The following is a 26,537-nucleotide window of genomic DNA, read 5'->3' as shown; positions in this document are numbered from 1 at the left end:
ACCCCTGGCTTGTATATTTTTTGAGCTGTGTTAGTGTCCGGATACGCCTCAACTCACCGAGGCTCGTGAAAACCCCGCCTGATTTTGGCGGGGTTTTGCTTTTTTCGTGCAGAAGAAAGGAGTCTGCCCTGATCATGACCGCACCTTCCATCACCCTTACCCGACTGGACGTGCAACGTCTGGAGCGCCTGATCGAAAGCCTGGATGAAACCCTGCCGGGTGTGATCGCGCTGCAAACCGAACTGGATCGCGCCGAAACCCTGGTCGGCCACGATGAAGTGCCGGCCGATGTCGTGACCATGAATTCCCGCGTGCATTGCCGTGAAGAGGGCAGTGGCAAGGATTATCACCTGACCCTGGTCTACCCCAAGGACGCCAACGCCGATGAAGGCCGGATCTCGATCCTGGCGCCGGTGGGCAGCGCGTTGCTCGGCCTGAAGGTCGGGCAGCACATCGACTGGCCTGCTCCGGGTGGCAAAACGCTCAAGCTGACATTGCTTGAAGTGGAATCGCAGCCTGCCAACGGCGGCGCTTTCCCGGAATAACGTTTCAAATCAATTCAAGCGCGTCATTCAAGGCGCGCTCCAGGTCAGCCTTGTAACGCAGATACAAATTGCTCGAGCTTTGCCCTTCGCCGATCAGGCCGGACAGGTCCAGGTCGGTGATGTAGCAGCGATAGCGCTCGACTTCCCGGCGCTGCTCGACGATCTCCCGGGCGACCCTGCTGAACAGCTGGTCGCCATGTTCCAGTTCGGAAAACTCCCGCTGATTGCAGTACAACGTGACTTGCACCTCGCCTGGCGCAGCTTTGCCGACGATCGCCTGTACGTCGTAGAACGGCTTGGCCACCGGAGTTTGTGGCGCGGGTCGGGCCTCGACCCGGCGAGCCCTGCCGGGGCCGGAAGGCAGCAGTTGGTAATACAGCGTATCGAAGCCCGGCTGGGCGGCATCCATCGGCAGTAACGCCTCGCGCCGGTACTGGATCGACTGCAGGAAGCGCTGCAGCGGCACCAACAGACTCTGTTCGTCGTGATACGGCAGGCGCTGTTGCCACAGGGCATCGAATTCATCCAGCACATACAGGTCGGCCTGATCGTCCTGGATCCGGTAGAACACCTGGATGCACTCGGGCTGGCCCATGGGCAGGACCAGCGCCAGGTCGTGGTCTTCCAGCGCCATCGGATCCAGGTGCAGCGGGCTGTAAGTCGGCAGCTCTTCGCCCAGGTAGTCCAGCAGCGCCGGCAGCGTGGCGAGGGCGACATGATTGACCTGCCCCGGCACCAGCTCTAGCACGTGGTAATGCTGCTGGACCTGAATCAGGTAGCGATGATTGAGTTGGCTCAGCAGCAGGTTCTGCGCGGTATCGAGCACCTCTTCGACCCGCCGGGCGATGAATTGCGCGCGGTTATGGCAGAAGCAGCGCACGTGCAGCTTCGGCTGGCGGGGGCCGTTCGGCAGGTTGTTGAGGTAGTCGCGCAGGCAGTCGAGCAGGGCGTGAGGCCCGTCGAAGCGATTGACCAACACTTCGTTCCAGCTGTTGAGCGTGACCTGATCCAGGGTCAGTACCAGGTTCTCCCTGACGCCGGCGTAACTCAGGGAGTCGGTGCGCTCAGTGGTCATCAGGATGTTCAGGTCGCGATGGTGCTTGAGCGGGTCGACGCCGACGTTCACCAGGATCAGCACTTCGCTCGGCACGCTGGCACGCAACAGCGGTTCTTCGGCCACCGTGGGCAGGGGCAGGGCGATGCTCTGCTGCAGGCTGCCGAGCAGGTTGAACAGTTCGAACTCGCTCAGGTCGCTCTCACCGGGGTGCAGGGCCAGGCGGGTGCTGCTGTCGATCACACCGTTGCGATGACACCAGGTCAGCAGCTCCAGCAAGTGGCGGCTGCGCTTGATCGGGGCGAAGTGCTCCCACTCCAGGGCCGTCAGGCTGCCGTTGTACAGGCCCCAGTAGGTTTGCACCGATTCGGCCTTGTTGGGCGCATGCACCAGCGTCAGGGTGTCTTCGGCCAGGTCCGGCGCGATGCCCGGGTTGATGAACTCGACCTTGTCGGCCTTGCGCTCGAACGCCGCGTACAGGCGTCGGCCCAGTACATTGAGGTCGCGTTTGTTGATCAGGCTGACCGTCTGCTCGTTGCGGGCGAACTCGGTCAGGAAGCGATAACTGTAATTGAGCTCGTTGACCAGCGAGCGGCGCTCGGCGCTGACCTGGCGGACTTTCCACTGGCTGCGGCTGTCCAGCAGGGCCAGTTGTCGATGATCCCAGTGCCATTCGTGCGCCAGTCGTTCCAGCAATGAACGTTGCCAGCTCTGGCTGCGACTGTTGCCGGTGAGTTTGCGGTTGACCTTCAGGTACAGCGCACGGCGTACCAGCTCCAGGCGCTCGGTTTCGCCACGGGTGATCAAGTATTCCTCGATGCGCCGGTAAACCACGACGTACGGGTCCAGTTCGTCGAGGTCCAGGCGGTTGGCGAATACCGCCTGCTTGAAGCGCAGGCTCAGGCACTGGACCCTCGGGTGTTCGCTGGCGTAGACCTCGGTCAGCAGCAGTTTGAGCACCGACTTGTAGGGCGACTCGATACCCTTGAACAACTGCCACAGGCCGGCGCCGATGAATTCGCCGGGCGGGATGTAGGCCAGGTGACCCAGGTCGAGGGTTTCGTCGGCGCGGATAAAACGCTTGGACAGCAACGTGTGGGTGTAGCGGTCGTAGCTCGACTCTTCGTACACCGGCACCAGCCACCAGATCGGTGTGCGCCCGGCCAGCCAGATGGCGGTACGGTAGAACTCGTCCAGCAGCAGGTAGTGCTGGGTGGTGCCGCAGTCTTCGGAACTCAATTGCGTATCGCGCTCGCCGAGCACGAAACGGGCCGGGTCGATCAGGAAAAAATGCGCCTCGGCGCCCTGGCTTGCTGCCCAGGCTTCCAGCAACTGGCACTTTTTGCGCAGCTCGGCGAGCTCGTGTTCCGTCAGGTCCGGCGCGTGGGACACCCAGAAGTCCATGTCGCTTTGGTCGGCCTGGGCCAGGGTGCCGAGGCTGCCCATCAGGAACAGGCCGTGGATCGGTCGTGGCGGGTTGCTGCCATGGCGCGGTTTATAGGAAAACGAGCGGGTCAGGCGCTGGGCGTCGGCCAGGGCGTTGGCGTCGGGTTCGAAGTTCGACAGCCCGGCCGGTGTGCTGCCCGAAACGTAGCCGGGCAACAGCGGGTGATTGACGTGAAAAAACAGCGGCAACAAGGTCAGCACGCCTTGCTGGCGGGTCGAAAGCCCTTCCATGGCGCGGGCCATGCGCCCTTCGTTGAGTTTCAGGAAACGCGCGCGCAACTGGCTGAGCACCTTGCGGTCGATGCCTTCTTCCAGATCGGGGCGAATTTCATGGGTGCGGGTCATGTCAGCTCAAACCGGCTCGCAAGGGGCGCGGACAACGTGTCTCGCGATGATGCGCAGTTTAGCCTCCCGCCAGCGGGACGTTCAGCTGGATTTTTGTTTTTTGGCGTCAGATTTCTGCTGCCTGGCGACGGCAAGCGACAGGGTGTGCCCGCGGAAATCCCGTGAATGGGCTTTCCGTGGGCGATACGCTGATGATCAGGCCGTTTCGGAAGCTTTCAGAATCGTCAGGACGGTCTGCACATTTTGCGCAGCGTCACGACCCAGGCTGGTCAGGTAACCACCATCGGGCTGGTCGATCAGTTCTTTTTCAAACAGGCGTTGTGCGGCGGCGATAGCTTTTGGGGCAGCGGTCTGATGAATTTTCAAGCCTTCCTGGGAACTGTCCAGGTTGAAGAGTGCGAGGATTTCCAGTTCGGCAACCAGTTCAGGGCTTAGCGACATAGGGACTCCAGACTTTCTAGGAATTGGACGACAGCGCCCCTAAGGTGAACCTGCTGATGCGGCATGTCCAGTGCCAATCTGCGTCTTTCTCACTGTAGGAGCGAGCTTGCTCGCGAGACGGTGTGTCAGCTTGAGGTGATGTCGGCTGACACACCGCTTCGCGAGCAATCGAGCGTCGACCGGCTGCTCCTACAGGGAACGCGAAATCACTGCTTTTCCGGGGGCAATTCGGGCAGGGCGCGCAGCGCTGCTTCGTACCATTCGGTGTTGAACGGGCGGTCTTCTTCGAGGATCGCGTCGATTTCTACCGCCAGCACGTGGGCCATCAGGTTGAGGATGTCTTCACGCTCGTAACCCACCAGCGTCAGCTTGTTGAAGGTGGCCTTGGCGGCGGGCGGGTTTTCGCTTTCGATCTGGTTCTCGATCGCTTCGATCAGGGTGTTCTCGGCGAATGCTTCTTCGTCGTTGTCGATATCTGTTGGCTCGCTCATGGCAGGCTCCTCAAGTTCAGGCGGGCAGTTTACCTGCATTCAGTGCGGTGATGCTGCTGGCGAGAACGCCCCGGGCGTTCTATAAAACAGGACTGCCCACCCCGCACGGCCCGGAGGCTTTGTGATGCTCGAGCTTTATGGATTTTCCGTCAGCAATTACTACAACATGGTGAAGCTGGCGCTGCTGGAAAAAGACCTGCCGTACAAGGAAGTGCCGTTCTACGGCAGCCAGACGCCTGAAACCCTGGCCATCAGCCCTCGCGGCAAGGTGCCGGTGTTGCGTGTCGAGCAGGGGTTCATCAACGAGACATCGGTCATCCTCGAATACCTCGAGCAAACCCAGAAGGGCAAACCGCTACTGCCCGTCGAGCCTTTCGAGCGGGCCCAGGTACTGGCGCTGGCCAGGGAAATCGAGCTGTACATCGAACTGCCTGCGCGTGCCTGTTACGCCGAGGCGTATTTCGGCATGCCCCTGCCGGAGGCGATCAAGGAAAAGACCAAAGCCGAACTGCTGCTGGGCGTCGCCTCACTGGGCCGGCACGGCAAATTCAGCCCCTATGTGGCGGGCGACAGCCTGAGCGTGGCGGATCTGTACTTCCTGTACAGCGTGCCGCTGGCCTGTGGGGTGGCGAAGAAGCTGTTCGATATGGATCTGCTGGAGCAATTGCCAGCGGCCAAGGCACTGCTCGAGCGTCTGGAGCAGAATCCGAACGTGCAGAAGGTGGCGGCGGACCGTGAGGCGGCGATGCCGGCGTTCATGGCGATGGTGGCGGGGAAGAAGTAGATTCGAAACCTGTGGGAACGAGCCTGTCGCACCGTCGCGATGGGCAGCCCATCCGGCATCCACGGTGCCTGACACAAAGCCATCGCGAGCAGGCTCGCTCCCACAGTGGATCTCCTGTGATAGCAGGATCCCTGTGGGAGCGAGCCCGCTCGCGAGATTTTGGCTTTTTAGCTGTTACCGGCCAGCAAGCAACGCCTGGCCCCGCACCACAGCCGCCTTCACCTGCGCCGGCGCAGTACCGCCGATGTGGTTACGGGCATTGACCGAACCTTCCAGGGTCAGGACGGCAAACACGTCCTGGTCGATCTGGTCGCTGAACTTGCGCAGCTCTTCCAGGCTCATTTCCGCCAGGTCCTTGCCGGTGTCCACGCCGTATTTCACGGCATGGCCAACGATTTCGTGGCAGTCACGGAACGGCAGGCCACGGCGCACCAGGTAATCGGCCAGGTCGGTGGCGGTGGAGAACCCGCGAAGGGCCGCTTCGCGCATCATGGCGTGCTTGGGCTTGATCGCCGGGATCATGTCGGCGAAGGCGCGCAGCGAGTCGCGCAGGGTGTCGGCAGCGTCGAACAGCGGCTCCTTGTCTTCCTGGTTGTCCTTGTTGTAGGCCAGCGGCTGGCCTTTCATCAGGGTCAGCAGGCCCATCAATGCGCCGAACACCCGGCCGGTCTTGCCGCGCACCAGCTCCGGTACGTCCGGGTTTTTCTTTTGCGGCATGATCGAACTGCCGGTGCAGAAGCGGTCCGGCAGGTCGATGAACTGGAACTGCGCGCTGGTCCACAGCACCAGCTCTTCGGAGAAGCGCGACAGGTGCATCATCGCGATGCTGGCGGCCGAGCAGAACTCGATGGCGAAGTCACGATCGGAAACGTTATCCAGCGAGTTGCCGCCGACAGCTTCGAAACCCAGCAACTGCGCGGTGTATTCGCGGTCGATCGGGTAGGTGGTACCGGCCAGCGCGGCGCTGCCCAATGGCATGCGGTTGGCGCGCTTGCGGCAGTCCACCAGGCGCTCGTAGTCGCGGCTGAGCATTTCGAACCAGGCCAGCATGTGGTGGCCGAACGTCACCGGCTGTGCGGTTTGCAGGTGGGTGAAGCCCGGCATGATGCTTTCGGCTTCATGTTCGGCCTGTTCCAGCAGGCCTTTTTGCAGGCGGGTGATTTCGCCCAGGATCAGGTCGATCTCGTCGCGCAGCCACAGGCGGATATCGGTGGCGACCTGGTCGTTGCGGCTGCGGCCGGTGTGCAGCTTCTTGCCGGTGACGCCGATGCGGTCGGTCAGGCGGGCCTCGATGTTCATGTGCACGTCTTCGAGGTCGATGCGCCAGTCGAATTGGCCGGCCTCGATTTCGCCCTGAATGGTTTTCAGGCCATCAATGATGCTGTCGCGCTCGGCATCGGTCAGCACGCCGACCTTGGCCAGCATGGTGGCGTGGGCGATCGAGCCCATGATGTCGTGGCGATACAGGCGCTGGTCGAAGGTGACGGAGGCGGTGAAGCGGGCGACGAAGGCGTCGACGGGTTCACTGAAGCGGCCGCCCCAGGACTGATTGGTCTTGTCAGTGCTCATGAATTCGCTCGTATCGGCTGGAATAAAGATGGCGTTGAAACTGTCGCGAATGATAACAGGGTTGCCAATCCTGTCGCTGGCGCTGGTCGACAGGTTTTTCCGGCACCGCGTATGTGCTCGACACGCTGCATGGCGGGAAATGCGCAACGATATTTTTCAATTGAGCAATAACGCGCCTGCAACCGTCTACAGTTGGACAGTAGGAACAATGCACTTATGGGTGCGGCTGCTGACTATAAGAAGAGGGGGTGTTCATATTGCGTATCAGCAAACCCTGTGGCGATGCCTCGCCAATGCGGGCCTGGGCCGCCAATTACCCGGCAGTTGAAAATTTTGCCGTCGGACGAGCGGCACTTTTTGGCCCTCGCGCTAGTCTTAGCGTGGATCGCGGTGACGGACGTCACTTCACCTGTCTACGCTATCCTTTTGCGAGACTCACGCAGGAATCCAGCGCAATATGAATGTCCTGATCGTTGACGACGACCCCCTTGCCCGCGAGCGCCTGAGCCGAATGGTTGGCGAACTCGAGGGTTACAGTGTCCTGGAGCCCAGCGCCACGAATGGCGAAGAGGCGCTGGCACTGATCGACAGCCACAAGCCGGATGTCGTATTGCTCGACATCCGTATGCCAGGCCTTGATGGCTTGCAGGTGGCTGCCCGACTGTGCGAGCGCGAGACCCCGCCGGCCGTGGTGTTTTGCACAGAACCCAATGAATTTGCCGTGGAAGCCTTTCAGGCCAGCGCCTTGGGCTATCTGGTGAAACCCGTGCGTACAGAACAATTGCATGATGCGATGAAAAAAGCCGAGCGGCCCAATCGTGTGCAGCTCGCCGCCCTGACCCGTCCCGCCGCCGAGTCCGGCAGCGGCCCTCGCAGCCATATCAGCGCCCGCACCCGCAAGGGCATCGAGCTGATCCCCTTGGGCCAGGTGGTTTATTTCATTGCCGACCACAAATACGTGACCTTGCGCCATGAAGGCGGCGAAGTGCTGCTGGATGAACCGCTCAAGGCGCTGGAAGATGAATTCGGTGACCGGTTCGTGCGTATCCACCGCAACGCCCTGGTCGCCCGCGACCGCATCGAGCGCCTGCAACGCACGCCGCTGGGGCACTTCCAGCTGTTTCTCAAAGGTCTCAATGGCGACGCCCTGATCGTCAGCCGCCGCCATGTGGCCGGCGTGCGCAAGATGATGCAACAGCTTTAATTCGCCCTGCGCAGGCGAATTTCTCACCCGATTGCCGGACATCCGGGGCCAGGGAGGCCGAGTATTACCTGATACAAGTCAAAGTGGATTTGGCTGAGCTGTTATCATCCGCCGTATCTCTTCCAGTACGGATTGATTGATCCATGTCCTCTCGCGAAATCCGCATCGCCACCCGCAAAAGCGCCCTCGCCCTGTGGCAGGCCGAATACGTCAAAGCGTGTCTGGAGAAGGCCCACCCGGGTCTGCTCGTGACGCTGGTCCCCATGGTCAGTCGCGGCGACAAGCTGCTGGACTCGCCGCTGTCGAAGATCGGCGGCAAAGGCCTGTTCGTCAAAGAGCTGGAAACCGCACTGCTGGAGAACGAAGCCGACATCGCCGTGCACTCCATGAAGGACGTGCCGATGGACTTCCCCGAAGGTCTCGGCCTGTTCTGCATCTGCGAGCGCGAAGACCCGCGTGACGCCTTCGTTTCCAATACCTATGAAAGCCTGGACGCCTTGCCAAAGGGCAGCATCGTTGGCACCTCCAGCCTGCGCCGTCAGGCCCAACTGCTGACCCGCCGTCCGGACCTCGAGATCCGCTTCCTGCGTGGTAACGTCAACACGCGCCTGGCCAAGCTGGACGCGGGCGAGTACGACGCCATCATCCTCGCAGCGGCCGGCCTGATCCGCCTGGGCTTCGAAGATCGCATCACTTCGAGCATCAGCGTCGATGACAGCCTGCCTGCCGGTGGCCAGGGCGCCGTGGGGATCGAATGTCGCACCGCCGACAGCGAGATCCACCAGTTGCTCGCACCGTTGCACCATCAGGACACCGCCACCCGCGTAACGGCCGAACGTGCACTGAACAAACATCTGAATGGCGGCTGCCAGGTGCCGATCGCCTGCTACGCCGTGCTCGAAGGCGAGCAGGTCTGGTTGCGCGGCCTGGTCGGTGACCCCAACGGCGGCCTGCTGTTGAGCGCCGAAGCCCGCGCGCCGCGCAGCGATGCCCAGGCACTGGGTGTGCAGGTGGCCGAAGACCTGCTGAGCCAGGGCGCCGATGACATCCTCAAGGCGGTCTATGGCGAGGCAGGCCACGAGTGAGCGGCTGGCGCCTGCTGCTGACGCGTCCCGAGGATGAGTCGGCAGCGCTGAGCGTTGTGCTGGCCGAAGTGGGGATTTTCAGCAGCAGCCTGCCGCTTTTGGAAATCGAACCGATTCCGGCCTCTGACACAATGCGGCGCGTGATCGGGGCGTTGGAGAGCTACTGCGCAATTATCGTGATCAGCAAGCCGGCCGCCAGAATCGCGGTGCAGTTGCTCCAGCGATACGGGCAGCAAACCGATGGTTTGAAGTGGTTCAGTGTGGGCGCGGCGACGGCGCAGATCCTCGACAGTCACGGGCTCGACGTGGGTTTCCCGGCGCAGGGCGATGACAGCGAAGCCTTGCTCGAGCTGGCGGCGTTGCGCCAGGCTGTGGCAGGGTCTGATCCGCGGGTGTTGATCATGCGTGGGGAGGGCGGGCGCGAGTTGCTCGCCGAGCGTTTGCGTGCGCTTGGTGCTAGTGTCGATTATCTGGAACTGTACCGTCGTGGCCTGCCGGACTATGCGCCGACGGCCTTGCCAGAGCGGATCGACGCGGAACGCTTGAACGGGCTGGTGGTCAGCAGTGGACAGGGTTTCGAGCACCTGCACCAATTGGCCGGCGCTGACTGGCCGCGATTGGCGCGGTTGCCGTTGTTTGTTCCAAGCCCGAGGGTCGCCGAGCTGGCTCGTGCCGCCGGGGCCCAAACAGTTGTGGATTGTCGTGGCGCCAGTGCCGCGGCCTTGCTGACGGCGTTGCGGGAACATCCCGAACCCGTTTCCTAATGCAAAGGATGGATACGTGAACGAAACTGCCTTGCCTAAAGATGACTCCCGGCCAGTGATCGATCCCGATGCGTCGGTTGTAACACCGGCTGAAAGTACACCGCCTGCGGCCGAGCAGCGCCGGGGCAACGGGCTGGCAATCGTCGCGCTGTTACTGGGCGCCGCCGGCGTGGCAGTAGGCGGCTGGGGCGTGTGGCAGGTGCGTCACCTGCAAGCCAATACACAGCAGCAGCTGAGCCAGGTGCAGGCGCTGAACGATCAGGCGCAGAGCCTCAAACTCAATGAACAACGCCTGAGTGCGCGCCTCGAACAGATGCCGGCCGCCGAAGAGCTGGATGCCCGCAGTCGCCTGGTGGTGCAGTTGCAGGGTGATCAGCAGCGTTTGAACCAGCGCCTGGAAACCGTCCTGGGTGCGAGCCGCAAGGACTGGCGCCTGGCCGAGGCCGAACACTTGCTGCGCCTGGCCAGCCTGCGGCTTTCGGCGTTGCAGGACATCAGCAGCGCCCAGGCGTTGGTGCAGGGCGCCGACGAGATTCTGCGCGAGCAGAACGACCCCGGTTCGTTCGCCGCCCGCGAGCAAGTGGCGAAAACCCTGGTCGCCCTGCGCAGCACCGAGCAACCGGATCGCACCGGCCTGTTCCTGCGCCTGGGGGCGTTGCGTGACCAGGTGATCAACCTCAGCGAGCTGGCGCCCGAGTACAAGGACCGTGGCGAGTCGCTGCTGGGCCTGACCGCCGATGGCGATGGCGCCAGTCGTTGGTCGCAGTGGTGGGATCAGATTTCCCGCTACATCCGCATCGACTTCAATGCCGACAAGAATGTTCGTCCATTGCTGGCCGGCCAGAGCCTGAGCCAGGTCCGCCTGGCCCTGAGCCTGGCGCTGGAGCAGGCGCAATGGGCGGCGCTCAATGGACAAGCGCCGGTGTACACCCAGGCGCTGGCCGAAGCGCGGGACGTGCTCAAGGGTAATTTCAACCCCGACAATCCGCAGAGCAAAGTGATGCTTGAGCAGGTGGCCGAGCTGAGCAAGGAGCCGGTCACCGTGGTGACGCCTGACCTCACGGGCACCCTGAGCGCCGTCCAGGCCTACCTCGAACGTCGCAACGTCAACGCCGAAGACTCGATCAAACCCATGGCCAAACCAGCCGCAAACACTGCGCAGGAGGCCACGCCATGAAGCGCCTCTATGTGATCGTGTTTCTGGTCATCGCCGCTGCCGCCGCACTGGGGCTGGCGATTGCCGAACATTCCGGCTACGTGCTGATCGCTTACAAGAGCTTCCGTTTCGAATCGAGCCTGTGGGCGACCCTGGCTCTGGTGGCGGTGTTGTGGCTGGTGTTCTGGGGGATCAAGGCGCTGGTCGAACTGGTGATGACCTCCGGTGGCGTGGTCAATCCGTGGTCGCGACGCAACCGCAGCCGGCGGGTGCAAGTGGCCATCGAGCATGGCCAGCTGGATCTCGCCGAAGGTCGCTGGGCCAGCGCGCAGCGGCATTTGCATCGCGCCGCCGAAGCCGAACGTCAGCCGTTGCTGTATTACCTCGGCGCCGCCCGTGCGGCCAATGAACAAGGTCACTACGAAGAAAGTGACAACCTGTTGGAGCGTGCACTGGAACGCCAGCCCCAGGCTGAACTGGCCATTGCCCTCAACCATGCACAGTTGCAGACCGATCGTGGTGACACCGAAGGCGCCCTGGCCACGCTGCAAGCCATGCACGAGCGGCATCCGCATAACGCTCAGGTGTTGCGTCAGTTGCAGCGTTTGTATCAACAGCGTGGCCAATGGTCAGAGGTGATTCGCCTGCTGCCGGAACTGCGCAAGGACAAGGTATTGCCCGCCACCGAGCTGGCCGAGCTGGAGCGTCGGGCGTGGGGTGAAAACCTATCCCTGGCCGCTCGGCGCGAAGAGGATGGTACGGTCGGCTTGCAGTCACTCGAACGCGCCTGGCAGCAGCTCACTTCGGCGCAGCGCCAGGAGCCGCAATTGATCGTGGCCTACGCCGAGCAGCTTCGCCAACTGGGTGCTCAGGTCGAGGCTGAGGAAGTTCTGCGCAGCGCACTCAAGCGCAACTATGACAGTCACCTGGCGCGCCTCTACGGTTTGGTTCGCGGCAATGATCCGGCGCGTCAGTTGCAGGCCGCCGAGGGTTGGCTGAAGAATCACCCGGACGATCCGAGCCTGTTGCTCACCCTGGGCCGCCTGTGCCTGCAAAACAGTTTGTGGGGCAAGGCCCGCGATTATCTGGAAGGCAGCCTGCGCTTGCAGCGCAACCCGGAAGCCTGTGCGGAGCTGGCGCGGTTGCTGGCACAACTGGGCGATACCGAAGGCAGCAACCAACTGTTTCAGGAAGGCCTGGGCCTTCTGGATGATCGCTTGCTGGCGGCACCGTTGCCGATGCCCGCTCGCGTCTGATCGAGCATTCCTTCAGCCGCCGCCGAGGGTGGCGGCTGAAGGAATGCGTGTCCGGCAGGTCGTCAAACCCGGCAAACTCTTGTCCATTTCTTACATTTTTTTCGGCCAATGGAAGATTCCTACAGAGGCCTGCATCTTATCCGTTGGACTCTATCGGGAATTGCCTACAGGTGCGGTAGAACTGTCCCTGCTGCGCTGTCTTGAAAGGCTGGCACGCTTTCCTCTACCGTAACCACTTGTCTCTATCGGTACGGAAAAGCCATGTTGTTGGCCTGCTCACGCTCCTTGTTTTTCATGGTTTTTGTTGCCGGTGCCTTGGCGTTGGGCGTTTCTTATTATCTGGAATATGCAGTGGGCCTGCAGCCTTGCGCGATGTGTCTGTTGCAGCGTATTTGCCTGGCGTTGCTGACGGGGTGCTGCCTCCTGGCAGCGGTGCATGGGCCTGGTCGTATGGGGTCTTTCGGGTACTGGCTGCTGGGTTTGCTGTTCAGCCTGGCAGGGACCGTGACCGCGTGGCGTCAGGTGCTGTTGCAGGCCGATCCGAAGGCGCATCTGGCGATGTGCTCGCCCAGCCTGTCCGACCTGCTGGCAAACAATCCCTGGGTGTCGGTGGTGCCGCTCATGTTTAATGGCACCGCCGATTGCGCGCACATCTCCTGGACGCTGTTCGACCTGAGTCTTCCGGAGTGGAGTCTGTTGTTCTTCGTCGCCATCACGACCCTGGGTGTTTACCAGTTGCTGCGCCTGTTGCGCAGCGCCTTGCGGCGACCGCTCAGCGGCGAGTCGTCGCATCCGGCGCTGGCGGGCGATTAAACACTTGTATGAACTTTATCTCCTGCGTACCTTGAAGCCATTGGCGTGCGGGCATAATCTGGCCCGCACGTGTCGTCGCAATTTGTTGCTCGAATGGCGCTCTGCCTGGCCGATCTTGATCTTCAAGTATGTGACAGGTGCAGAGCAGCATGACCCACAAGGGAAGAGAGATCACCATGCTCGAAAGTTGTCAGAATGCTCAGGAACGCTGGGGTGGAGTGCATCTGCTGATCGATCGCTGGTTGCAGGAGCGTCACGAACTGGTTCGGGCCTATGATGATCTCGGCGCCAAGCCTGAGGCCCTGGGGGAGAACCGCAAGCCATTGCAGGAATTCTGCGGCGTGTTGGTCGACTACGTATCCGCCGGGCATTTCGAGATCTACGAGCAACTGACCGGCGAAGCCAAGGCCTTTGGCGACACGCGCGGGCTCGAACTGGCCGAGACGATCTACCCGCGCATCGACGTCATCACCGAGAAGCTGCTCGCGTTCAACGACCTGTGTGATGCAGGTAAATGCGTGGCAGAAAAATTCAAGGAGCTGGGTGGTCTGCTGCACGAGCGCTTCGAACTGGAAGACTGCCTGATCGAAGTCCTGCACACCGCTCACAAGGAAGAAGATTCAGTTCAAGCCTGAACCCTCTTTTGAATTACCCAAAAAACGGTGCGCCTTGCGCACCGTTTTTCGTTTCCGGCGTTCAGCTCGTCGCACCGCGCAATTCGATCTCGAACACCAGTGGCGTGAATGGCTCGATCAGGTCGCCTGCACCGTCAGCCCCATAGGCCTGATCCGAAGGGATCACCAATCGCCACTTCGCACCGACCGGCATGTTCTGCAAGGCGCTGCGCCATCCGCTGATCACACTGTCCAGGCTGAACCACTGCGGCTGGTTGTTCTGATCGAACACGGTGCCGTCGGGAAGACGGCCGACGTACAAAACCTGCACTTTGCCATTCGGGCCTGGCTTGGCTCCGTTGCCTGGCGCCAGCTCTGTGAGCAGGACACCGTCGGCCAGTTCACGAACACCCGGCTTGGCTTTTTCCGCCGCCAGAAAACGCTTTTCGCTTTCGACGGCCGCGTCGTTCTGCGGCGCGTTTTGCTGCAAGGCCATCTGCGCTTCGTGCTCCGTCAGGATCTGTTCGATCTGCTCGTCTTTCAACGCCAGCGGCTTGCCTTGATAGGCTTGTTGCAAGCCCTCGATCAAGGCCTGGAGTTGCAGCTCGGGAGCCTCGAGACGCAGGCGCTCACCGAGGCTTGCGCCCAGGCTGTAGGCGAGATCGTGGGCTTCGGTTTCCCTGGTTTTTTCGGCGGCATCGGCCACGGAAAAAAATACGCACAGCGATAAAAAAAGGTAGCGCGACATCGTCACTCTCCGACCTGAGATGCGGCAGATTATGCCAGTGTGAATGCGCGCGACAGTGAACTTGTTTTGCGTAAACGCAGAAGATTTTCGATCCGTTGCAACGCAACGCTTTCGATACTGTCAACATGCCCTAGCGGCGGTAGCAGCAGAGGGCTAGTATGAGCCGCACCCACGTCAGCCAGGAGGTAAACCATGTCGGCCACCAAGAAGTCTGTAAATACCCCGTTGCACTTACTTCAACAACTCTCGGGCAGCTTGCTCGAGCATCTGGAAACCGCTTGTTCCGAAGCCTTGGCTGATGCGGAAAAACTGCTCGCCAAACTGGAAAAACAGCGCGGCAAAGCGCAGGAAAAACTGCACAAGTCCCGCACCAAATTGCAGGACGCTGCATCGGCTGGTAAAGCCAAGGCACAAGCCAAAGCCAAGGACGCGGTCAAGGAGCTCGAGGACTTGCTCGACGCTCTGAAAAATCGTCAGTCCGAAACCCGCGGCTACATTCTGCAACTCAAGCGCGACGCTCAAGAAAGCCTGAAACTGGCCCAGGGCGTAGGTCGCGTGCAAGAGGCTGTGAGCAAGGCGTTGTCCCTGCGCTCGGCCAAGCCTGCGGCAACTCCTGCCAAGAAAGTCGCTGCAAAACCTGCTGCTGCAAAAGCACCGGCCAAGCCAGCTGCCAAGCCTGCGGCGAAAAAACCCGTAGCTGCCAGCGCAGCCAAACCAGCGGCCAAACCGGCTGCTAAAACTGCCGCTGCCAAACCAGCCGCCAAGCCTGCTGCCAAGCCAGCCGCTGCCAAAACCGCAGCCGCCAAACCGGCTGCAAAACCCGCTGCTGCCAAACCTGCCGCCGCTAAACCGGCCGCCAAGCCAGCAGCAAAACCAGCCGCAAGAACGGCTGCCGCCAAACCAGCAGCCAAACCTGTCGCGGCTAAACCCGCTGCCAAGCCAGCGGTAAAAACCGCCGCTAAACCTGCTGCCAAACCGGTAGCGAAAACCGCTGCTGCCAAGCCAGCCGCCAAACCAGCTGCACGTACTGCCGCTGCCAAACCTGCTGCTGCCAAACCGGCTAGCGCTGCCAAGCCTGCTGCTGCCAAACCGGCCACTGCCGCCAAGCCAGCTACCGCTAAACCAGCCACCGCTGCCAAGCCAGCCGCTGCAGCAAAACCAGCTGCGAAACCTGCCGCTGCCAAACCGGCTGCAAAACCTGCCGCCAAGCCTGCTGCTGCCAAGCCAGCCGCAAAACCTGCAGCCAAACCCGCGGTGAAAAAACCGGCCGTTGCTGCCAAGCCGACCCCGGCACCTGCTGCCAAGCCAGTGACCACGACGCCTTCGGCTTCGGTTGCTTCGGCACCGGTAGCTTCCAGCGCGACCACTACCCCGACGCCAACACCTGTTGCCCCGTCGAGCGCCAGCACCACCCCAACCAGCGCTTCCTAAGTGCCGGTTGCCGCGACGCGCAGCTGATGCAGCGCGTCGCGGGCCAGGTGTTGGGCGTTCGCCGCGACACCGGCAAGCCAGGCCGACACGTCGGTCGCCTGATCCTGTGGCCAGTCCTGTGCCAATCGCTCCAGTCGCACCAACAGTTGCCGTTCAGCTTCCAGCTCGAGCGCCTTGATCTGCTCGCGTAAGGCATTGAGCTCGGCATCTGCACGGGCCCCGGTTTTCCATTGCGTGCGCAAGGAGCGCAGCGGCGCAACGACCTGCATATCCCAGGGTTCGACCACCTCACGAAGCTGTTGCAGGCGTTGTTCGCTACAGGCGACGCCACGTTGCCCCAGCCACAAGCCGCACAGCAACAGGCACACATTGACCCCGCTCGATTGCAGGGTCAGGCATGCGGTCTCTACGCCGGGCCGGGCATAGGTATCAAGGGAAAAGCTCCACAGGTCAGAGGACATAGTGCTACTCGCGCCAGTTGCGAGCGAAGCTGGTAGACTCCGCCGCCATTATGATTCGACTTCAGAACCTGACTTTACAGCGTGGCCCGCAGCGTCTGCTAGAAGACGCCGAGCTGACCCTGCACGCCGGCCAGAAAGCCGGCCTCATCGGTGCCAACGGCGCCGGCAAATCGAGCCTGTTCGCCCTGCTTCGCGGCGAGCTGCACCCGGACTCGGGTGACTGCTTCCTGCCGGCCGACTGGCGTATCGCCCACATGCGCCAGGAGGTCGACACGCTCGAGCGCCTGGCGGTCGACTACGTGCTCGATGGCGACCTGCGCCTGCGTCAGGTACAACGCGACCTGGCGGCCGCCGAAGCGGCCCATGACGGTGCCGCCCAGGCGCGCCTGCATGCCGAGCTCGACAGCGCCGACGGTTACACCGCTGACGCCCGCGCTCGCAAATTGCTGGCCGGCCTCGGGTTCACCAATGAGCAGATGGATCGCCAGATCGGCGATTTCTCCGGTGGCTGGCGGATGCGCCTTAACCTGGCGCAGGCCCTGATGTGCCCATCGGACCTGCTGCTGCTCGACGAACCGACCAACCACCTGGACCTAGACGCCATCATCTGGCTCGAAGAGTGGCTCAAGAGCTACCCCGGCACCCTGTTGCTGATTTCCCACGACCGGGATTTCCTCGACGAGGTGGTCGATCACGTCGCCCACGTCGACCAGCGTAAGATCACCCTGTACCGCGGTGGCTACACTGCCTTCGAGCGCGCCCGTGCCGAACGTCTGGCCCAGCAACAGCAGGCCTACGAGAAGCAGCAGGCGCAGCGTGCGCACATGGAAAGCTACATCGCCCGCTTCAAGGCCCAGGCCACCAAGGCCCGTCAGGCCCAGAGCCGGATCAAGGCGCTGGAGCGCATGGAAGAGCTGTCCGCCGCCCACGTCGATTCGCCGTTCGATTTCGTCTTCCGCGAGTCCACCAAGATCTCCAGCCCGTTGATCGACCTGTCCGATGCCCGCCTGGGCTATGGCGAAAAGGCCGTGCTGGAGAAGGTCAAACTGCAACTGACGCCGGGCGCGCGCATCGGTTTGCTCGGCCCCAACGGCGCGGGCAAGTCGACCCTGATCAAAAACCTCGCCGGTGAACTGTCGCCGCTGGCCGGGCGCATGACCCGTGGCGAGAACACCGTGGTCGGCTACTTCGCCCAGCATCAGCTCGATTCCCTGGATTCCAAGGCCAGCCCGTTGCTGCACTTGCAGCGCCTGGCGCCCACCGAGCGTGAACAGACCCTGCGCGACTTCCTCGGCGGTTTCGACTTCCGCGGCGCGCGTATCGACGAGCCGGTGCTGAATTTCTCCGGTGGCGAGAAGGCCCGCCTGGCCCTGGCTTTGATCGCCTGGGAGCGGCCGAACCTGTTGCTGCTCGACGAACCGACCAACCACCTGGACCTGGAAATGCGCCTGGCGCTGACCATGGCCCTGCAGGAATTCAGTGGCGCGGTACTGGTGGTCTCCCACGACCGTCATCTGCTCAAGAGCACCACCGACAACTTCTACCTGGTGGCGGATGGCAAGGTCGAGGAATTCGACGGCGACCTGGAAGACTACGCCCGTTGGCTGGTCGACTTCCGCCAGCGCAATGCCCCGGTCAGCACCACGCCGGCCAACCCCGACAAGACCGACAAGAAGGCCCAGCGCCAGGCTGCCGCCGCGTTGCGCCAGCAACTGGCCCCGCACAAGCGCGAAGCCGACAAGCTCGAAGCCGAGTTGGGCAAGCTGCACGAGAAGCTGGCGAAAGTCGATGCCAGCCTCGGCGACAGCGACATCTACGAACCGGCGCGCAAGAACGAGCTGCGTGATCTGCTGGCCGAGCAGGCCAAGTTGAAAGTGCGGGAAGCGGAGCTGGAAGAGGCCTGGATGGAAGCCCTGGAACTGCTTGAAAGCATGCAGGCGGAGCTGGAGGCGCTGTCCTGATGGAGGCGTTCAAGCTGCCGCTGCCGGCGGCCTGGGTCGAACCGGTCTGGTTGGTCGTGCAGATCCTGCTGATCCTGCTGGCGGGCTATGTCGCGCAACGTTTCGTCGCCAAATGCCTGACTCGCCTGGGTGAGCGTTATCCGCTGCCGCCGCAACTGCTCATGCCGCTGCGTGGCGGCCTGCGCTGGCTGATCATGGGCAGCGCGCTGATTTTCGTCCTGGAGCGCCTAGGCGTGTCGGCCACGGTGCTGTGGACGGCGTTGTCCGGCTTCGTGGCCGTGGCGGCGGTGGCGTTCTTCGCCATGTGGAGCGTGCTCTCCAACCTGCTCTGCGCGATCCTGATCTTCACCGTCGGGCCGTTCCGTATCGGCGACATCGTCGAACTGGTGGACACCACCGACAAGCCCGGCGTCAAAGGCCGGGTGGTGGCGATCAACCTGCTCTACACCACGTTGATCGAGGCTGAGGAACTGGGAACCGGCAGCGCTATGGTGCAGGTGCCCAACAGCCTGTTCTTCCAGCGTTCGGTTCGGCGCTGGCGTGGGGGGGATGTGTTTCCATCTTCCGGGTTTGAAAAATAAACCTTCCGTTGCCTGACCGATTGCTACCTGTAGGAGCGAGCTTGCTCGCGATGGTGGTCCAGGCACCGCCGGGTGTCAGGCAGCCAGCGTCATCGTTGGCGACCATCGCGACGGTTCGACGCCTCGACAAGCTCGCTCCTACAGGGATTGTGTCTGACACATCCCGCAAAAAAATCGGTAGTCATCCGCCCGAAGCCGCATTAGCTTAGACATCTGTCACGAGTCTGAGTCGAGGTGTGCGATGGAGCTTCAAACATGGCTGGCGTTTTTTGCCGCCTGCTGGGTGATCAGTCTGTCTCCCGGTGCTGGCGCCATTGCGTCGATGTCCAGTGGTCTGCAATACGGTTTCTGGCGCGGTTACTGGAACGCCCTGGGTCTGCAATTGGGTCTGGCGGTGCAGATCGCGATCGTCGGCGCCGGTGTGGGCGCGATTCTGACGGCCTCGGCCACCGCGTTTTACGCGATCAAGTGGTTCGGTGTGGCCTACCTGGTTTACCTGGCGATCAAGCAATGGCGCGCGCTGCCCAGCGACATGAGCGACGACGCGGCCGTGCGCCAGATCGGCAAGCCGATGGCCCTGGTGTTCCGCGGCTTTCTGGTGAACATCAGCAACCCCAAGGCCCTGGTGTTCATGCTGGCGGTATTACCGCAGTTCATCGACCCGCATGCGCCGCTGCTGATCCAGTACCTGGTGATCGGCGTGACCATGGTCTGTGTCGACCTGATCGTCATGGCCGGCTACACGGGCCTGGCGTCGAAAGTGCTGCGCCTGCTGCGCACGCCTAAACAGCAGAAGCGCATGAACCGCACGTTTGCCGGTTTGTTCATCGGCGCGGCGGCGTTCATGGCGACCTTGCGCAAAGCCGCGGTGTAAACCGTCCAGGCACAAAAAAGGCGACCCTTTGGGTCGCCTTTTTCATGTCCGCTATCAGCGCAGGATCACCGGCGCCGTATCCGCTGGCAGGTTGTTGCGTGCCGCCGGTTTGCCTGGCTGTACGTTGCCATCGCCGCCGAGCTGCTGGCTCAGTTGCGCGGCTACGTCCTCGCCCAGCGCCTTGGACACGTCACGCACCACCCGTGGACGGTTCAGCGAGACGCGCACGTCGCGATGATTGACCAGCTTGGTGTCCTGGCCTTCGCCCATCGCCGTGAAGGCCGAGGTGATCTCGAAGGTGCGGGTGTTGATCAGGCTGAAGTCGGCCACCAGGGTCAACGCCAGGATCGCCGAGTAGCTGTCGGTATTGGCCAGCTCGGTGACATCGCGGTTGAAGTCGATGTCCGACACGGTGCCGAACAGCACATAGTCGGCGCCCTTGAAGTTGCCGGCCTTGATCCGCTTGATCACGTCGTACACATCGCCCTTGGAAGCGGCGGTATACGGCGTGCCTTGCACCAGCTGGAACATACCGGTGCGCAGGATCTCGCCCTTGATGTCGCCAGTGAATTTACGCAGCTCACCTTGTTCGATGTAGCTGGTGGTGGCTTCGATTTCGTTGTAGCTCGAAGCACCGCTGGCGCTGTAACGGTTGGCCTGGAAGTTGTTCTGCGCCGAAACGATGTGGATGTACTGCTCCACACGTTCCTGGTACGCCAGGTCCGTCACTGCGACTTTCGGCGCCGCTTGCACGCTGAACGCGCAAGCCATTGCCATCATGCCAATCCATGCGCGCATTGATTAACGCTCCGTGGTCTTGCGGATCTCTTTTTCGTCCATCCACTCGGCCAGACCGCTTTCAACGTCGATCAGTTGCAGGCTGAATTTGTAGAAGACGTCCTTGTAGTCGCTGCTGCGCTTGACGATCGAGCTGATCGAACCTTCAAGACGGTATTTGGCGGCGATCATGTTGCCGGTCTTGGCCACGGTGTTCTTCTTGTACAGGCCGCTCTGGTTTTGCAGCTTGAGCTGGTCGACCTGGCTCTGCATCTGGGTGTTGTCGCTGGCGAAGCGAGCGGTGCCGGACTTCATCAGCTGGGTTTTGATGCTGGTGGTGATTTCGCGGGTGTCGATGTACTCGCTGGTCTTGTTCTTCACGTCATAGACCTGAACCACCGGACGGCCCTGCAGGATGCCGGACTGGGCCAGGGAGCGGGTCATGGATTCGGCGATCATTTGCAGGTCGGTCGAACCGAACTCATTGGTCACGGTTTCCACGGCCTTGGTGTCGCCGTAGCTGATGTTCTTGCTGCCCAGGGTCGGCGAAGTGTTGGCACAGCCACTGGCCAGCAGGGCGATGACGGCGATGAAGGAAAAGCGTGCAAACATGGGAATGCTCTCTGAAACTGAACGAAAAGGGGTTAAGGCGTTTTGATTTCCAGGCGGAAATCCACGGCTTTCGGAGTCGGCGCGATGGCCTGGATGAAGCTGGTCTGCTCGCCGTACATCAGCTGGCTTTTCCAGGTTTCTTCTTCGCCAATCGGGAAGCCTTCAGGGCCGAGCCAGGCAAAGCGGTAGTAGAAGGTCTTGTTGTTGTAGCTGGTGTTGCTCAGCTGCACATTGACCGTCATGAAACCGTTTTCCCGGGCGACGCGCATGGCGCCTACCACGATGTTCTTCAGTTTGCCCATGGCCACGACCTTGCTGGCCGCAGTGCCAGGCTCCGGTGGTGGCGGTGTGGCGCAACCGGCCAGCAAGGCCAGTGCGCAGACGGCGATCAGTTTGAAACGCATGCAAAGACTCCGTTCTTAAGGTTGTTTGAGGCTGGCCACGGCCGTCGGGTTCGCGCTCGGGGTGACGTGGGCGGCCACGCCGCTGGCGAATACCTGGTTACCTACGGCACGCAGGCTGATGACCTGGTAGCGCTGGTCCACGGTGATCTTGACCTGCGAGCCACCGGCCGCACTTGGCAGGGTGACCTGGTGCTCGCCTTTCTTCAGGCGCAGGCGCACCACCTGGGTGTTGTCCGGCAGGGTGCGCCACGTACGGGTATCGGCACCTTCGAGCACCGCTGAAGTGATACCGACCGCCAGGCCGGCGAGCGGGTTGGTTTCGTTGATCTTCTTCTGCGCCACGCCACGAGTGACGGCGCGCACGGTGGTGCGCACGATGATGCCAGGCATGTCGTCACGCAGCGCGCGGCGGGACATGGCGGTGGTGCTGTTGAGCAACGTCAGGTCCAGCTGTTTGCCATCCACGCCGAGCTGGGCGAACGGGGTGGTGGAAGTGTCAGGCTTGATGATCGGGAACGACAGTGGGGTGATCACCACGTTGCCGCTGATCGGCAGGGGCAGGGGGATGCGGATCGAGTCACGGGCGGGTGCCAGGCCGCTCTGCACGACGATCAGGATGTCGCTGTCCTCGTCCTTGCTGCCCTTCTTGTCGAGGTCCTTGAGCGCCTGTTCCAGCAGCGGGGTGTTCGGGCGCAGTTCGGCGGCCTTGCGGTAACCCGGCGCGGCCAGGTCCCTCTCACCCAGGGCTTCATAGACGAAGCCGGCCAGGTAATGACTGAACGCACTCTGGTAGCTGTTTTTCAGGCTGACCACTTCCGGCGCATCGAGGCTGGCCACCGGGTAACCCTGCAAGTCCTTGTATTCAGTCTTGATGCCTTCCTTCTCGGCTTCCTCTTCGCTCTTGAGGTATTCCTTGTCGCGCAGGTCGGCGATCACGGCTTCGCGTTCGTGGGTTTTCTTGATGGCGGTACGAGCGCCGTCGAAGTCGTTGACGGCCAGCAGGTTCAGGGCCATCTGCGTGGTCAGCATGACTTTTTCGTAGTCGTAGCCTTCGTAGCGGCGGACCTTGTCGTTGACCAGGAAGCTGCCGAACTGGGCGAGGTATTTGCCGGTGTCGAGCTTGACCGCGTCTTCCCACTGGCCGACCACGACGTCGGCGCTGCCCCAGGCGTTCTGGCTGCCGGACAGGTCGCCCTTGGCGCGCAGCAGCTCACCCTTCTCGAAGTAATAGAGCAGGTCCTTGTCTTCTCCGGTGTTGTTCTTTTCCAGCAGGGTCAGGGCCGCATCGACGTTGCCGGAAGCCAGTTGCTGGTTGGTTTGTGCGAGTTCGGAATCGTAATTGCGGAACGCCGAACAGCCGGAGAGCAGGGTGACAGCGCCGAGCGCGATCACGGTAAGGGCGCGGGAGGCCATGGATACTTCTTCCCTGAAAGCAGCCGTTGCTTGCCGGTCTGGCTGGTGAGACCTATCGGCGCAGACTGGCGTCCTGCCAATTCCCCGGAGCGGGGAGCTTGAATGCCCTGTCGAGCAGAAATACGGGCGCGGCATTATAAACAGGGATGATGGCTTTGTAGTGGCTTTTTAGTCTGCCTATTTCAGAAAGTGCCATCATCCAGTGAAGCGAAAGTCGAGATCCCTGACCTGCGATTCACAACAAAGCTTGAGTGAAAGTCTTTCGAAGTGAACAATGTGTTACTTCGTATTTCCAATTGAGATTCATCAATGACTGCCCCGTCCCGTTTCCTGGCCTGGCTGGCGTTGCCGCTGGTTGCCTTGTGCAGCTTCAATCTGCTGGCCGACACCGTGGAAGGTGCGCCGCAGGCGCTGCATCTGCTCGATTACATTGGTGCGGATTACCCGCAATCGGTTGACGCCGGCCACGTTATCAATGAATCCGAATACCGCGAACAGCTGGAATTTGCCAAGGTGTTGCAAGGCCTGGTCGCCGCGATGCCGGACAAACCTGAAAAGGCCGGGCTTGAGCAGGGCGTGCACGCGCTGCAAGGCGCCATCGCCGCCCGTCAGGAGGGCACGGAGGTGGCCCGCCAGGCGCGCCAGCTCGGGGCGCAGCTGGCGGTGACCTACGAGGTGAGCCAGGCACCGGTCATTACCCCGGACCCGACCCGCGGCGCGCCACTGTATGCCCAGCATTGCTCGGTGTGCCACGGCGACACCGGGGCCGGTGATGGCCCGGCCGGTGTCGGCCTGACACCGCCACCGGCCAATCTGCGGGATGCCGCGCGCCTGGATCACCTGAGCCTCTATGCGATCTACAACACCCTGGGGATGGGCGTCGAAGACACCGACATGCCGGCCTTCGCCGATCAGCTGGATGATCGCCAGCGTTGGGACCTGGCGACGTACATCGCCGGTTTCAGTGCCGATCCTGCCGCCGCAACCAGCGAAAAGACCTATGACATCGCCCAACTGGCCCGTCAGACCCCGGCCGAGGTGCAGGCCGCCGAAGGCCCACAAGCGGTCGCGACGTTCCGTGCCCAGCGGGCGCAACCGACCCAGGTCAAACGTGGTCCGGGGCAATTGCTCGACTACACCGCGACCACCCTGGACAAGAGCATCGTGGCCTATCGCGCCGGTGATCACGATCAGGCCTACGACCTGTCGGTGGCGGCTTACCTTGAAGGTTTCGAACTGGTCGAAAGCTCCCTGGACAACGTCGATGCCAACGTGCGCAAGGACACTGAAAAGTCCCTGATGGCGTTTCGGCAGTCGTTGCAGGACGGTTTGCCGGTGGCTGAGGTCGAGCAGCGCCTGGACGCAGCCAAGGCCAAGCTGAAGGAGTCTGCCGGCCTGCTCGGCGGCGATGGCTTGAGCTGGTCGCTGAGCTACATTTCCGGCCTGCTGATTCTGCTGCGCGAAGGCCTGGAAGCGATTCTGGTGCTGGCGGCGATCCTCGCGTTCCTGCGCAACACCGGCCAGGAATCGGCGGTACGCAGCGTCAACGCCGGTTGGGGCCTGGCGTTGCTGGCGGGCCTGGGAACCTGGGCCCTGGCGGCGTATGTGATTGATGTCAGCGGCTCGCAGCGCGAACTGCTGGAAGGTGCTACAGCGTTGTTTGCCTCGGTCATGGTGCTCTGGCTGGGCGTGTGGATGCACGACCGTCGCCACGCGGCCGCCTGGCAGGATTACATCAAGAGCAGCCTGGTGGGCGGCGGTGGGCGTTTCGGTTTTGCCACGCTGGCGTTCTTCTCGGTGTATCGCGAGCTGTTCGAAGTGATCCTGTTCTACGAAACCCTGTGGTTGCAGGCCGGGCCGGCGGGGCACAACGCGGTGCTTGCCGGTGGTGCGACGGCGCTGGTGCTGCTGGTGGGCCTGGCGTGGGTGATCCTGCGCGGCTCGGCGAAGCTGCCGCTGGCGTTGTTCTTCAGCATCAACGCCGCGTTGTTGTGCGCGCTGTCGGTGGTGTTTGCCGGGCATGGCGTGAAGGCGTTGCAGGAAGCCGGGATCTTCGGCACGCGGCCGGTCGCCTTCTTTGAGTTCGACTGGTTGGGTATTCATGCCGATGCCTACTCGCTGAGTGCCCAGGCCGTGGCGATCATTGCGATTGTTGTGCTGTATGGGCGTAGTTGGCTGGCAGAGAAGCGGCGGGTGCAGGTTTCCTGAAGCATTCGCTGCGCTCATGATCGCGAGCAAGCTCGCTCCCACAGTGATTTGGGGTGGACACAGTTTTTGTGTTTGACGCCAAAAACTGTGGGAGCGAGCCTGCTCGCGATTTTTTTGAAGAGGTAAACGCAATGCGCGTATGGATCGATGCCGACGCCTGCCCACGCCAGGCCAGGGATCTGGTGGTCAAGTTCGCCCTCAAGCGTCAGTTCGAGGTGGTGATGGTGGCGGGGCAGCCGCAGGTCAAGCCGGCGTTGGTGCTGGTTAAGTTGATCGTGGTGCCCAGCGGCCCGGACGCCGCCGACGACTACCTGGTCGAGCACGCCGTGCCCGGCGAGCTGGTGATCTGCAGCGATGTGCCGCTGGCCGATCGCCTGGTGAAGAAGGGCGTGTCGGCGCTGGACCCGCGCGGCAAGGAGTTCGACGCGCAGAACATGGGCGACAGGCTGGCGGTGCGCAACCTGTTTACCGACCTGCGTGAGCAGGGGCAGATGGGCGGAGGCCCGGCGCCCTATGGCGAGCGCGAGAAGCAGGCGTTCGCCAATGGGCTGGATCGGATTCTCACGCGGTTGGCGCGTAAGGCCTGATGTTTGCCCCCCTGTGGGAGCGAGCCTGCTCGCGATGGTCGTCAACGATAACGCTGGCAGCCTGACACCCTGCGGTGTCTAGATTTCATCGCGAGCAGGCTCGCTCCCACAGGTGGGAATACCGCGTGGTTTACGCATCATTCTCGTGAGTCAGCTCCAGCACCCGGTCGATCAGCTTGTTGATGCCCGATGCCGCCTCGCTGATGCTCTGGGCCAGCATATAGGCCGGGGTGGTCACCAGTTTGCGGGCCTTGTCCTCGATGATGTCGGTGACGGCGCAGTCGGTGTGCGTGGCGCCCATCTTGTTCATCGCCGCTGCGGTCTCGGTGTCGTTGCCGATGGTGCAGTTGACGCCCGGTCCGTAGATCTTCGCCGCCAGCGCCGGGGAAATGCAGATCAGCCCCACCGGCTTGCCCGCCTCGGCAAACGCTTCAGCCAGGGCCAGGACCTCGGGCTGAACCGTGCAGCCGGCACCTTCGATGGCGAAATTGGACAGGTTCTTGGCCACGCCGAACCCGCCCGGCACGATCAGCGCGTCGAAGTCGTCGACTTCGGCCTCGCGGATATCCTTCACATTGCCCCGGACGATCCGCGCCGATTCCACCAGGACGTTACGCGACTCGGGCATCTCTTCACCGGTCAGGTGGTTGAGTACGTGCAATTGCGCGATGTTGGGGGCGAAACACTGTACGTGAGCGCCGCGCTGGTCCAGGCGCAGCAGGGTGATCACGCTTTCCTGAATTTCAGCGCCGTCGTATACGCCACAACCGGAAAGGATCACTGCAACTTTTTTGCTCATGGGCTTTTCTCCTGATTCATGGCGTTAAATGTCCACTAATTTGTCACTCGTTGCCATAGGGTTAATTCGCGGCTACACCTAGGATCTATCCTAAAAATTCCCATCAGGGCGTGT

27 protein-coding genes are annotated in these 26,537 nt (G+C 62.0%); 16 read left to right on the top strand and 11 right to left on the bottom strand.

Annotated elements, in window-relative coordinates; all coding sequences use genetic code 11:
* The first annotated feature begins 134 nt into the window (after window positions 1-134).
* Window positions 135-545: a nucleoside diphosphate kinase regulator gene (rnk, locus tag ABVN20_RS12870; protein WP_368556043.1), complete on the top strand. Its 411-nt coding sequence runs from the start codon at window positions 135-137 to the stop codon at window positions 543-545.
* A gap of 4 nt (window positions 546-549) precedes the next feature.
* Here rnk and ABVN20_RS12865 read toward each other — a convergent pair whose 3' ends face one another.
* From ABVN20_RS12865 to ABVN20_RS12855, 3 genes are all read right to left on the bottom strand, one after another.
* A complete protein-coding gene (locus ABVN20_RS12865) occupies window positions 550-3,390 on the bottom strand; it encodes a class I adenylate cyclase (RefSeq protein WP_368556042.1) in 2,841 nt (946 codons plus the stop codon).
* Between the two features lie 195 nt (window positions 3,391-3,585).
* Complete coding sequence (locus tag ABVN20_RS12860; RefSeq protein ID WP_368556041.1) at window positions 3,586-3,831, bottom strand: TIGR02647 family protein; 246 nt, start codon at window positions 3,829-3,831, stop codon at window positions 3,586-3,588.
* A gap of 206 nt (window positions 3,832-4,037) precedes the next feature.
* Entirely contained in the window at window positions 4,038-4,322 is a 285-nt protein-coding gene (locus ABVN20_RS12855; RefSeq protein ID WP_368556040.1) for a hypothetical protein, read from the bottom strand.
* 124 nt (window positions 4,323-4,446) lie between these two features.
* Here ABVN20_RS12855 and ABVN20_RS12850 point away from each other — a divergent pair, with 124 nt between their 5' ends.
* Window positions 4,447-5,106 carry a glutathione S-transferase family protein gene (locus ABVN20_RS12850; protein ID WP_368556039.1) on the top strand — a complete coding sequence of 220 codons (660 nt, stop codon included), beginning with the start codon at window positions 4,447-4,449 and terminating at the stop codon, window positions 5,104-5,106.
* Between the two features lie 174 nt (window positions 5,107-5,280).
* Here ABVN20_RS12850 and argH read toward each other — a convergent pair whose 3' ends face one another.
* Window positions 5,281-6,675 (bottom strand): argininosuccinate lyase, encoded by a 1,395-nt coding sequence (gene argH / locus ABVN20_RS12845; RefSeq protein ID WP_368556038.1) that lies wholly within the window; start codon window positions 6,673-6,675, stop codon window positions 5,281-5,283.
* A gap of 28 nt (window positions 6,676-6,703) precedes the next feature.
* Between argH and ABVN20_RS12840 the strand changes: the two genes are divergently transcribed.
* The 8 genes from ABVN20_RS12840 to rsd all read left to right on the top strand — a co-directional run bounded on the left by ABVN20_RS12840 (window position 6,704) and on the right by rsd (window position 13,588).
* Complete coding sequence (locus tag ABVN20_RS12840; protein ID WP_368556036.1) at window positions 6,704-7,003, top strand: hypothetical protein; 300 nt, start codon at window positions 6,704-6,706, stop codon at window positions 7,001-7,003.
* A gap of 129 nt (window positions 7,004-7,132) precedes the next feature.
* Window positions 7,133-7,879, top strand: a complete 747-nt coding sequence (locus tag ABVN20_RS12835) for a LytR/AlgR family response regulator transcription factor (RefSeq protein WP_368556034.1) — start codon at window positions 7,133-7,135, stop codon at window positions 7,877-7,879.
* 143 nt (window positions 7,880-8,022) lie between these two features.
* Window positions 8,023-8,964 (top strand): hydroxymethylbilane synthase, encoded by a 942-nt coding sequence (gene hemC / locus ABVN20_RS12830; RefSeq protein ID WP_368556032.1) that lies wholly within the window; start codon window positions 8,023-8,025, stop codon window positions 8,962-8,964.
* Window positions 8,961-9,728, top strand: coding sequence for a uroporphyrinogen-III synthase (locus ABVN20_RS12825; protein WP_368556031.1), 768 nt, complete (start codon window positions 8,961-8,963; stop codon window positions 9,726-9,728). Before hemC ends, ABVN20_RS12825 begins: the two co-directional genes overlap by 4 nt.
* 16 nt (window positions 9,729-9,744) lie before the next feature.
* A complete protein-coding gene (locus ABVN20_RS12820; protein ID WP_368556030.1) occupies window positions 9,745-10,905 on the top strand; it encodes a uroporphyrinogen-III C-methyltransferase in 1,161 nt (386 codons plus the stop codon).
* Window positions 10,902-12,140: a heme biosynthesis protein HemY gene (locus ABVN20_RS12815; RefSeq protein WP_368556028.1), complete on the top strand. Its 1,239-nt coding sequence runs from the start codon at window positions 10,902-10,904 to the stop codon at window positions 12,138-12,140. Before ABVN20_RS12820 ends, ABVN20_RS12815 begins: the two co-directional genes overlap by 4 nt.
* Window positions 12,141-12,401: 261 nt before the next feature.
* The gene (locus ABVN20_RS12810) at window positions 12,402-12,953 is read left to right on the top strand and encodes a disulfide bond formation protein B (RefSeq protein ID WP_368556027.1); all 552 of its coding nucleotides are present in this window, start codon (window positions 12,402-12,404) and stop codon (window positions 12,951-12,953) included.
* 176 nt (window positions 12,954-13,129) lie between these two features.
* Window positions 13,130-13,588 carry a sigma D regulator gene (gene rsd / locus ABVN20_RS12805; protein WP_368556025.1) on the top strand — a complete coding sequence of 153 codons (459 nt, stop codon included), beginning with the start codon at window positions 13,130-13,132 and terminating at the stop codon, window positions 13,586-13,588.
* A 61-nt stretch (window positions 13,589-13,649) separates the two neighbouring features.
* Here rsd and ABVN20_RS12800 read toward each other — a convergent pair whose 3' ends face one another.
* On the bottom strand, window positions 13,650-14,315 hold the full coding sequence (locus ABVN20_RS12800; RefSeq protein ID WP_368556024.1) for an FKBP-type peptidyl-prolyl cis-trans isomerase: 666 nt from the start codon (window positions 14,313-14,315) through the stop codon (window positions 13,650-13,652).
* Between the two features lie 192 nt (window positions 14,316-14,507).
* Here ABVN20_RS12800 and ABVN20_RS12795 point away from each other — a divergent pair, with 192 nt between their 5' ends.
* Window positions 14,508-15,746: an AlgP family protein gene (locus tag ABVN20_RS12795; protein ID WP_368556023.1), complete on the top strand. Its 1,239-nt coding sequence runs from the start codon at window positions 14,508-14,510 to the stop codon at window positions 15,744-15,746.
* On the opposite strand, the gene ABVN20_RS12790 is transcribed toward ABVN20_RS12795, so the two are convergent.
* Window positions 15,743-16,207 (bottom strand): TIGR02444 family protein, encoded by a 465-nt coding sequence (locus ABVN20_RS12790; protein WP_368556022.1) that lies wholly within the window; start codon window positions 16,205-16,207, stop codon window positions 15,743-15,745. The genes ABVN20_RS12795 and ABVN20_RS12790 overlap by 4 nt on opposite strands.
* Window positions 16,208-16,257: 50 nt before the next feature.
* On the opposite strand from ABVN20_RS12790, the gene ABVN20_RS12785 reads away from it, so the two are divergent.
* The 3 genes from ABVN20_RS12785 to rhtB all read left to right on the top strand — a co-directional run bounded on the left by ABVN20_RS12785 (window position 16,258) and on the right by rhtB (window position 19,623).
* Window positions 16,258-18,168, top strand: coding sequence for an ATP-binding cassette domain-containing protein (locus ABVN20_RS12785; RefSeq protein ID WP_368556021.1), 1,911 nt, complete (start codon window positions 16,258-16,260; stop codon window positions 18,166-18,168).
* Window positions 18,168-18,749 carry a mechanosensitive ion channel domain-containing protein gene (locus tag ABVN20_RS12780; protein WP_368556020.1) on the top strand — a complete coding sequence of 194 codons (582 nt, stop codon included), beginning with the start codon at window positions 18,168-18,170 and terminating at the stop codon, window positions 18,747-18,749. Before ABVN20_RS12785 ends, ABVN20_RS12780 begins: the two co-directional genes overlap by 1 nt.
* A gap of 241 nt (window positions 18,750-18,990) precedes the next feature.
* Window positions 18,991-19,623: a homoserine/homoserine lactone efflux protein gene (gene rhtB / locus ABVN20_RS12775; protein ID WP_368556019.1), complete on the top strand. Its 633-nt coding sequence runs from the start codon at window positions 18,991-18,993 to the stop codon at window positions 19,621-19,623.
* Window positions 19,624-19,677: 54 nt separating this feature from the next.
* On the opposite strand, the gene ABVN20_RS12770 is transcribed toward rhtB, so the two are convergent.
* Genes ABVN20_RS12770 through ABVN20_RS12755 form a run of 4 tightly spaced genes read right to left on the bottom strand, consistent with a single transcriptional unit; the run spans window position 19,678 to window position 22,829 of the window.
* Entirely contained in the window at window positions 19,678-20,421 is a 744-nt protein-coding gene (locus tag ABVN20_RS12770; protein ID WP_368556018.1) for a penicillin-binding protein activator LpoB, read from the bottom strand.
* 3 nt (window positions 20,422-20,424) lie between these two features.
* Window positions 20,425-21,012, bottom strand: coding sequence for a penicillin-binding protein activator LpoB (lpoB, locus tag ABVN20_RS12765; protein ID WP_368556016.1), 588 nt, complete (start codon window positions 21,010-21,012; stop codon window positions 20,425-20,427).
* Window positions 21,013-21,044: 32 nt separating this feature from the next.
* Window positions 21,045-21,416, bottom strand: a complete 372-nt coding sequence (locus tag ABVN20_RS12760) for a DUF1425 domain-containing protein (protein WP_368556014.1) — start codon at window positions 21,414-21,416, stop codon at window positions 21,045-21,047.
* A gap of 15 nt (window positions 21,417-21,431) precedes the next feature.
* Entirely contained in the window at window positions 21,432-22,829 is a 1,398-nt protein-coding gene (locus ABVN20_RS12755) for a COG3014 family protein (RefSeq protein ID WP_368556013.1), read from the bottom strand.
* A 309-nt stretch (window positions 22,830-23,138) separates the two neighbouring features.
* Here ABVN20_RS12755 and ABVN20_RS12750 point away from each other — a divergent pair, with 309 nt between their 5' ends.
* Both ABVN20_RS12750 and ABVN20_RS12745 read left to right on the top strand, forming a co-directional pair.
* On the top strand, window positions 23,139-25,037 hold the full coding sequence (locus tag ABVN20_RS12750; RefSeq protein WP_368556012.1) for an FTR1 family protein: 1,899 nt from the start codon (window positions 23,139-23,141) through the stop codon (window positions 25,035-25,037).
* 131 nt (window positions 25,038-25,168) lie between these two features.
* Window positions 25,169-25,624 carry a YaiI/YqxD family protein gene (locus ABVN20_RS12745; RefSeq protein ID WP_368556011.1) on the top strand — a complete coding sequence of 152 codons (456 nt, stop codon included), beginning with the start codon at window positions 25,169-25,171 and terminating at the stop codon, window positions 25,622-25,624.
* Window positions 25,625-25,754: 130 nt separating this feature from the next.
* On the opposite strand, the gene elbB is transcribed toward ABVN20_RS12745, so the two are convergent.
* Window positions 25,755-26,423 carry an isoprenoid biosynthesis glyoxalase ElbB gene (gene elbB, locus ABVN20_RS12740; protein ID WP_368556009.1) on the bottom strand — a complete coding sequence of 223 codons (669 nt, stop codon included), beginning with the start codon at window positions 26,421-26,423 and terminating at the stop codon, window positions 25,755-25,757.
* Window positions 26,424-26,537: the final 114 nt, after the last annotated feature.

It is taken from the genome of Pseudomonas sp. MYb118 (assembly GCF_040947875.1).
Classification (GTDB): domain Bacteria; phylum Pseudomonadota; class Gammaproteobacteria; order Pseudomonadales; family Pseudomonadaceae; genus Aquipseudomonas.
This window is presented reverse-complemented; position numbering and strand designations above follow the sequence as displayed.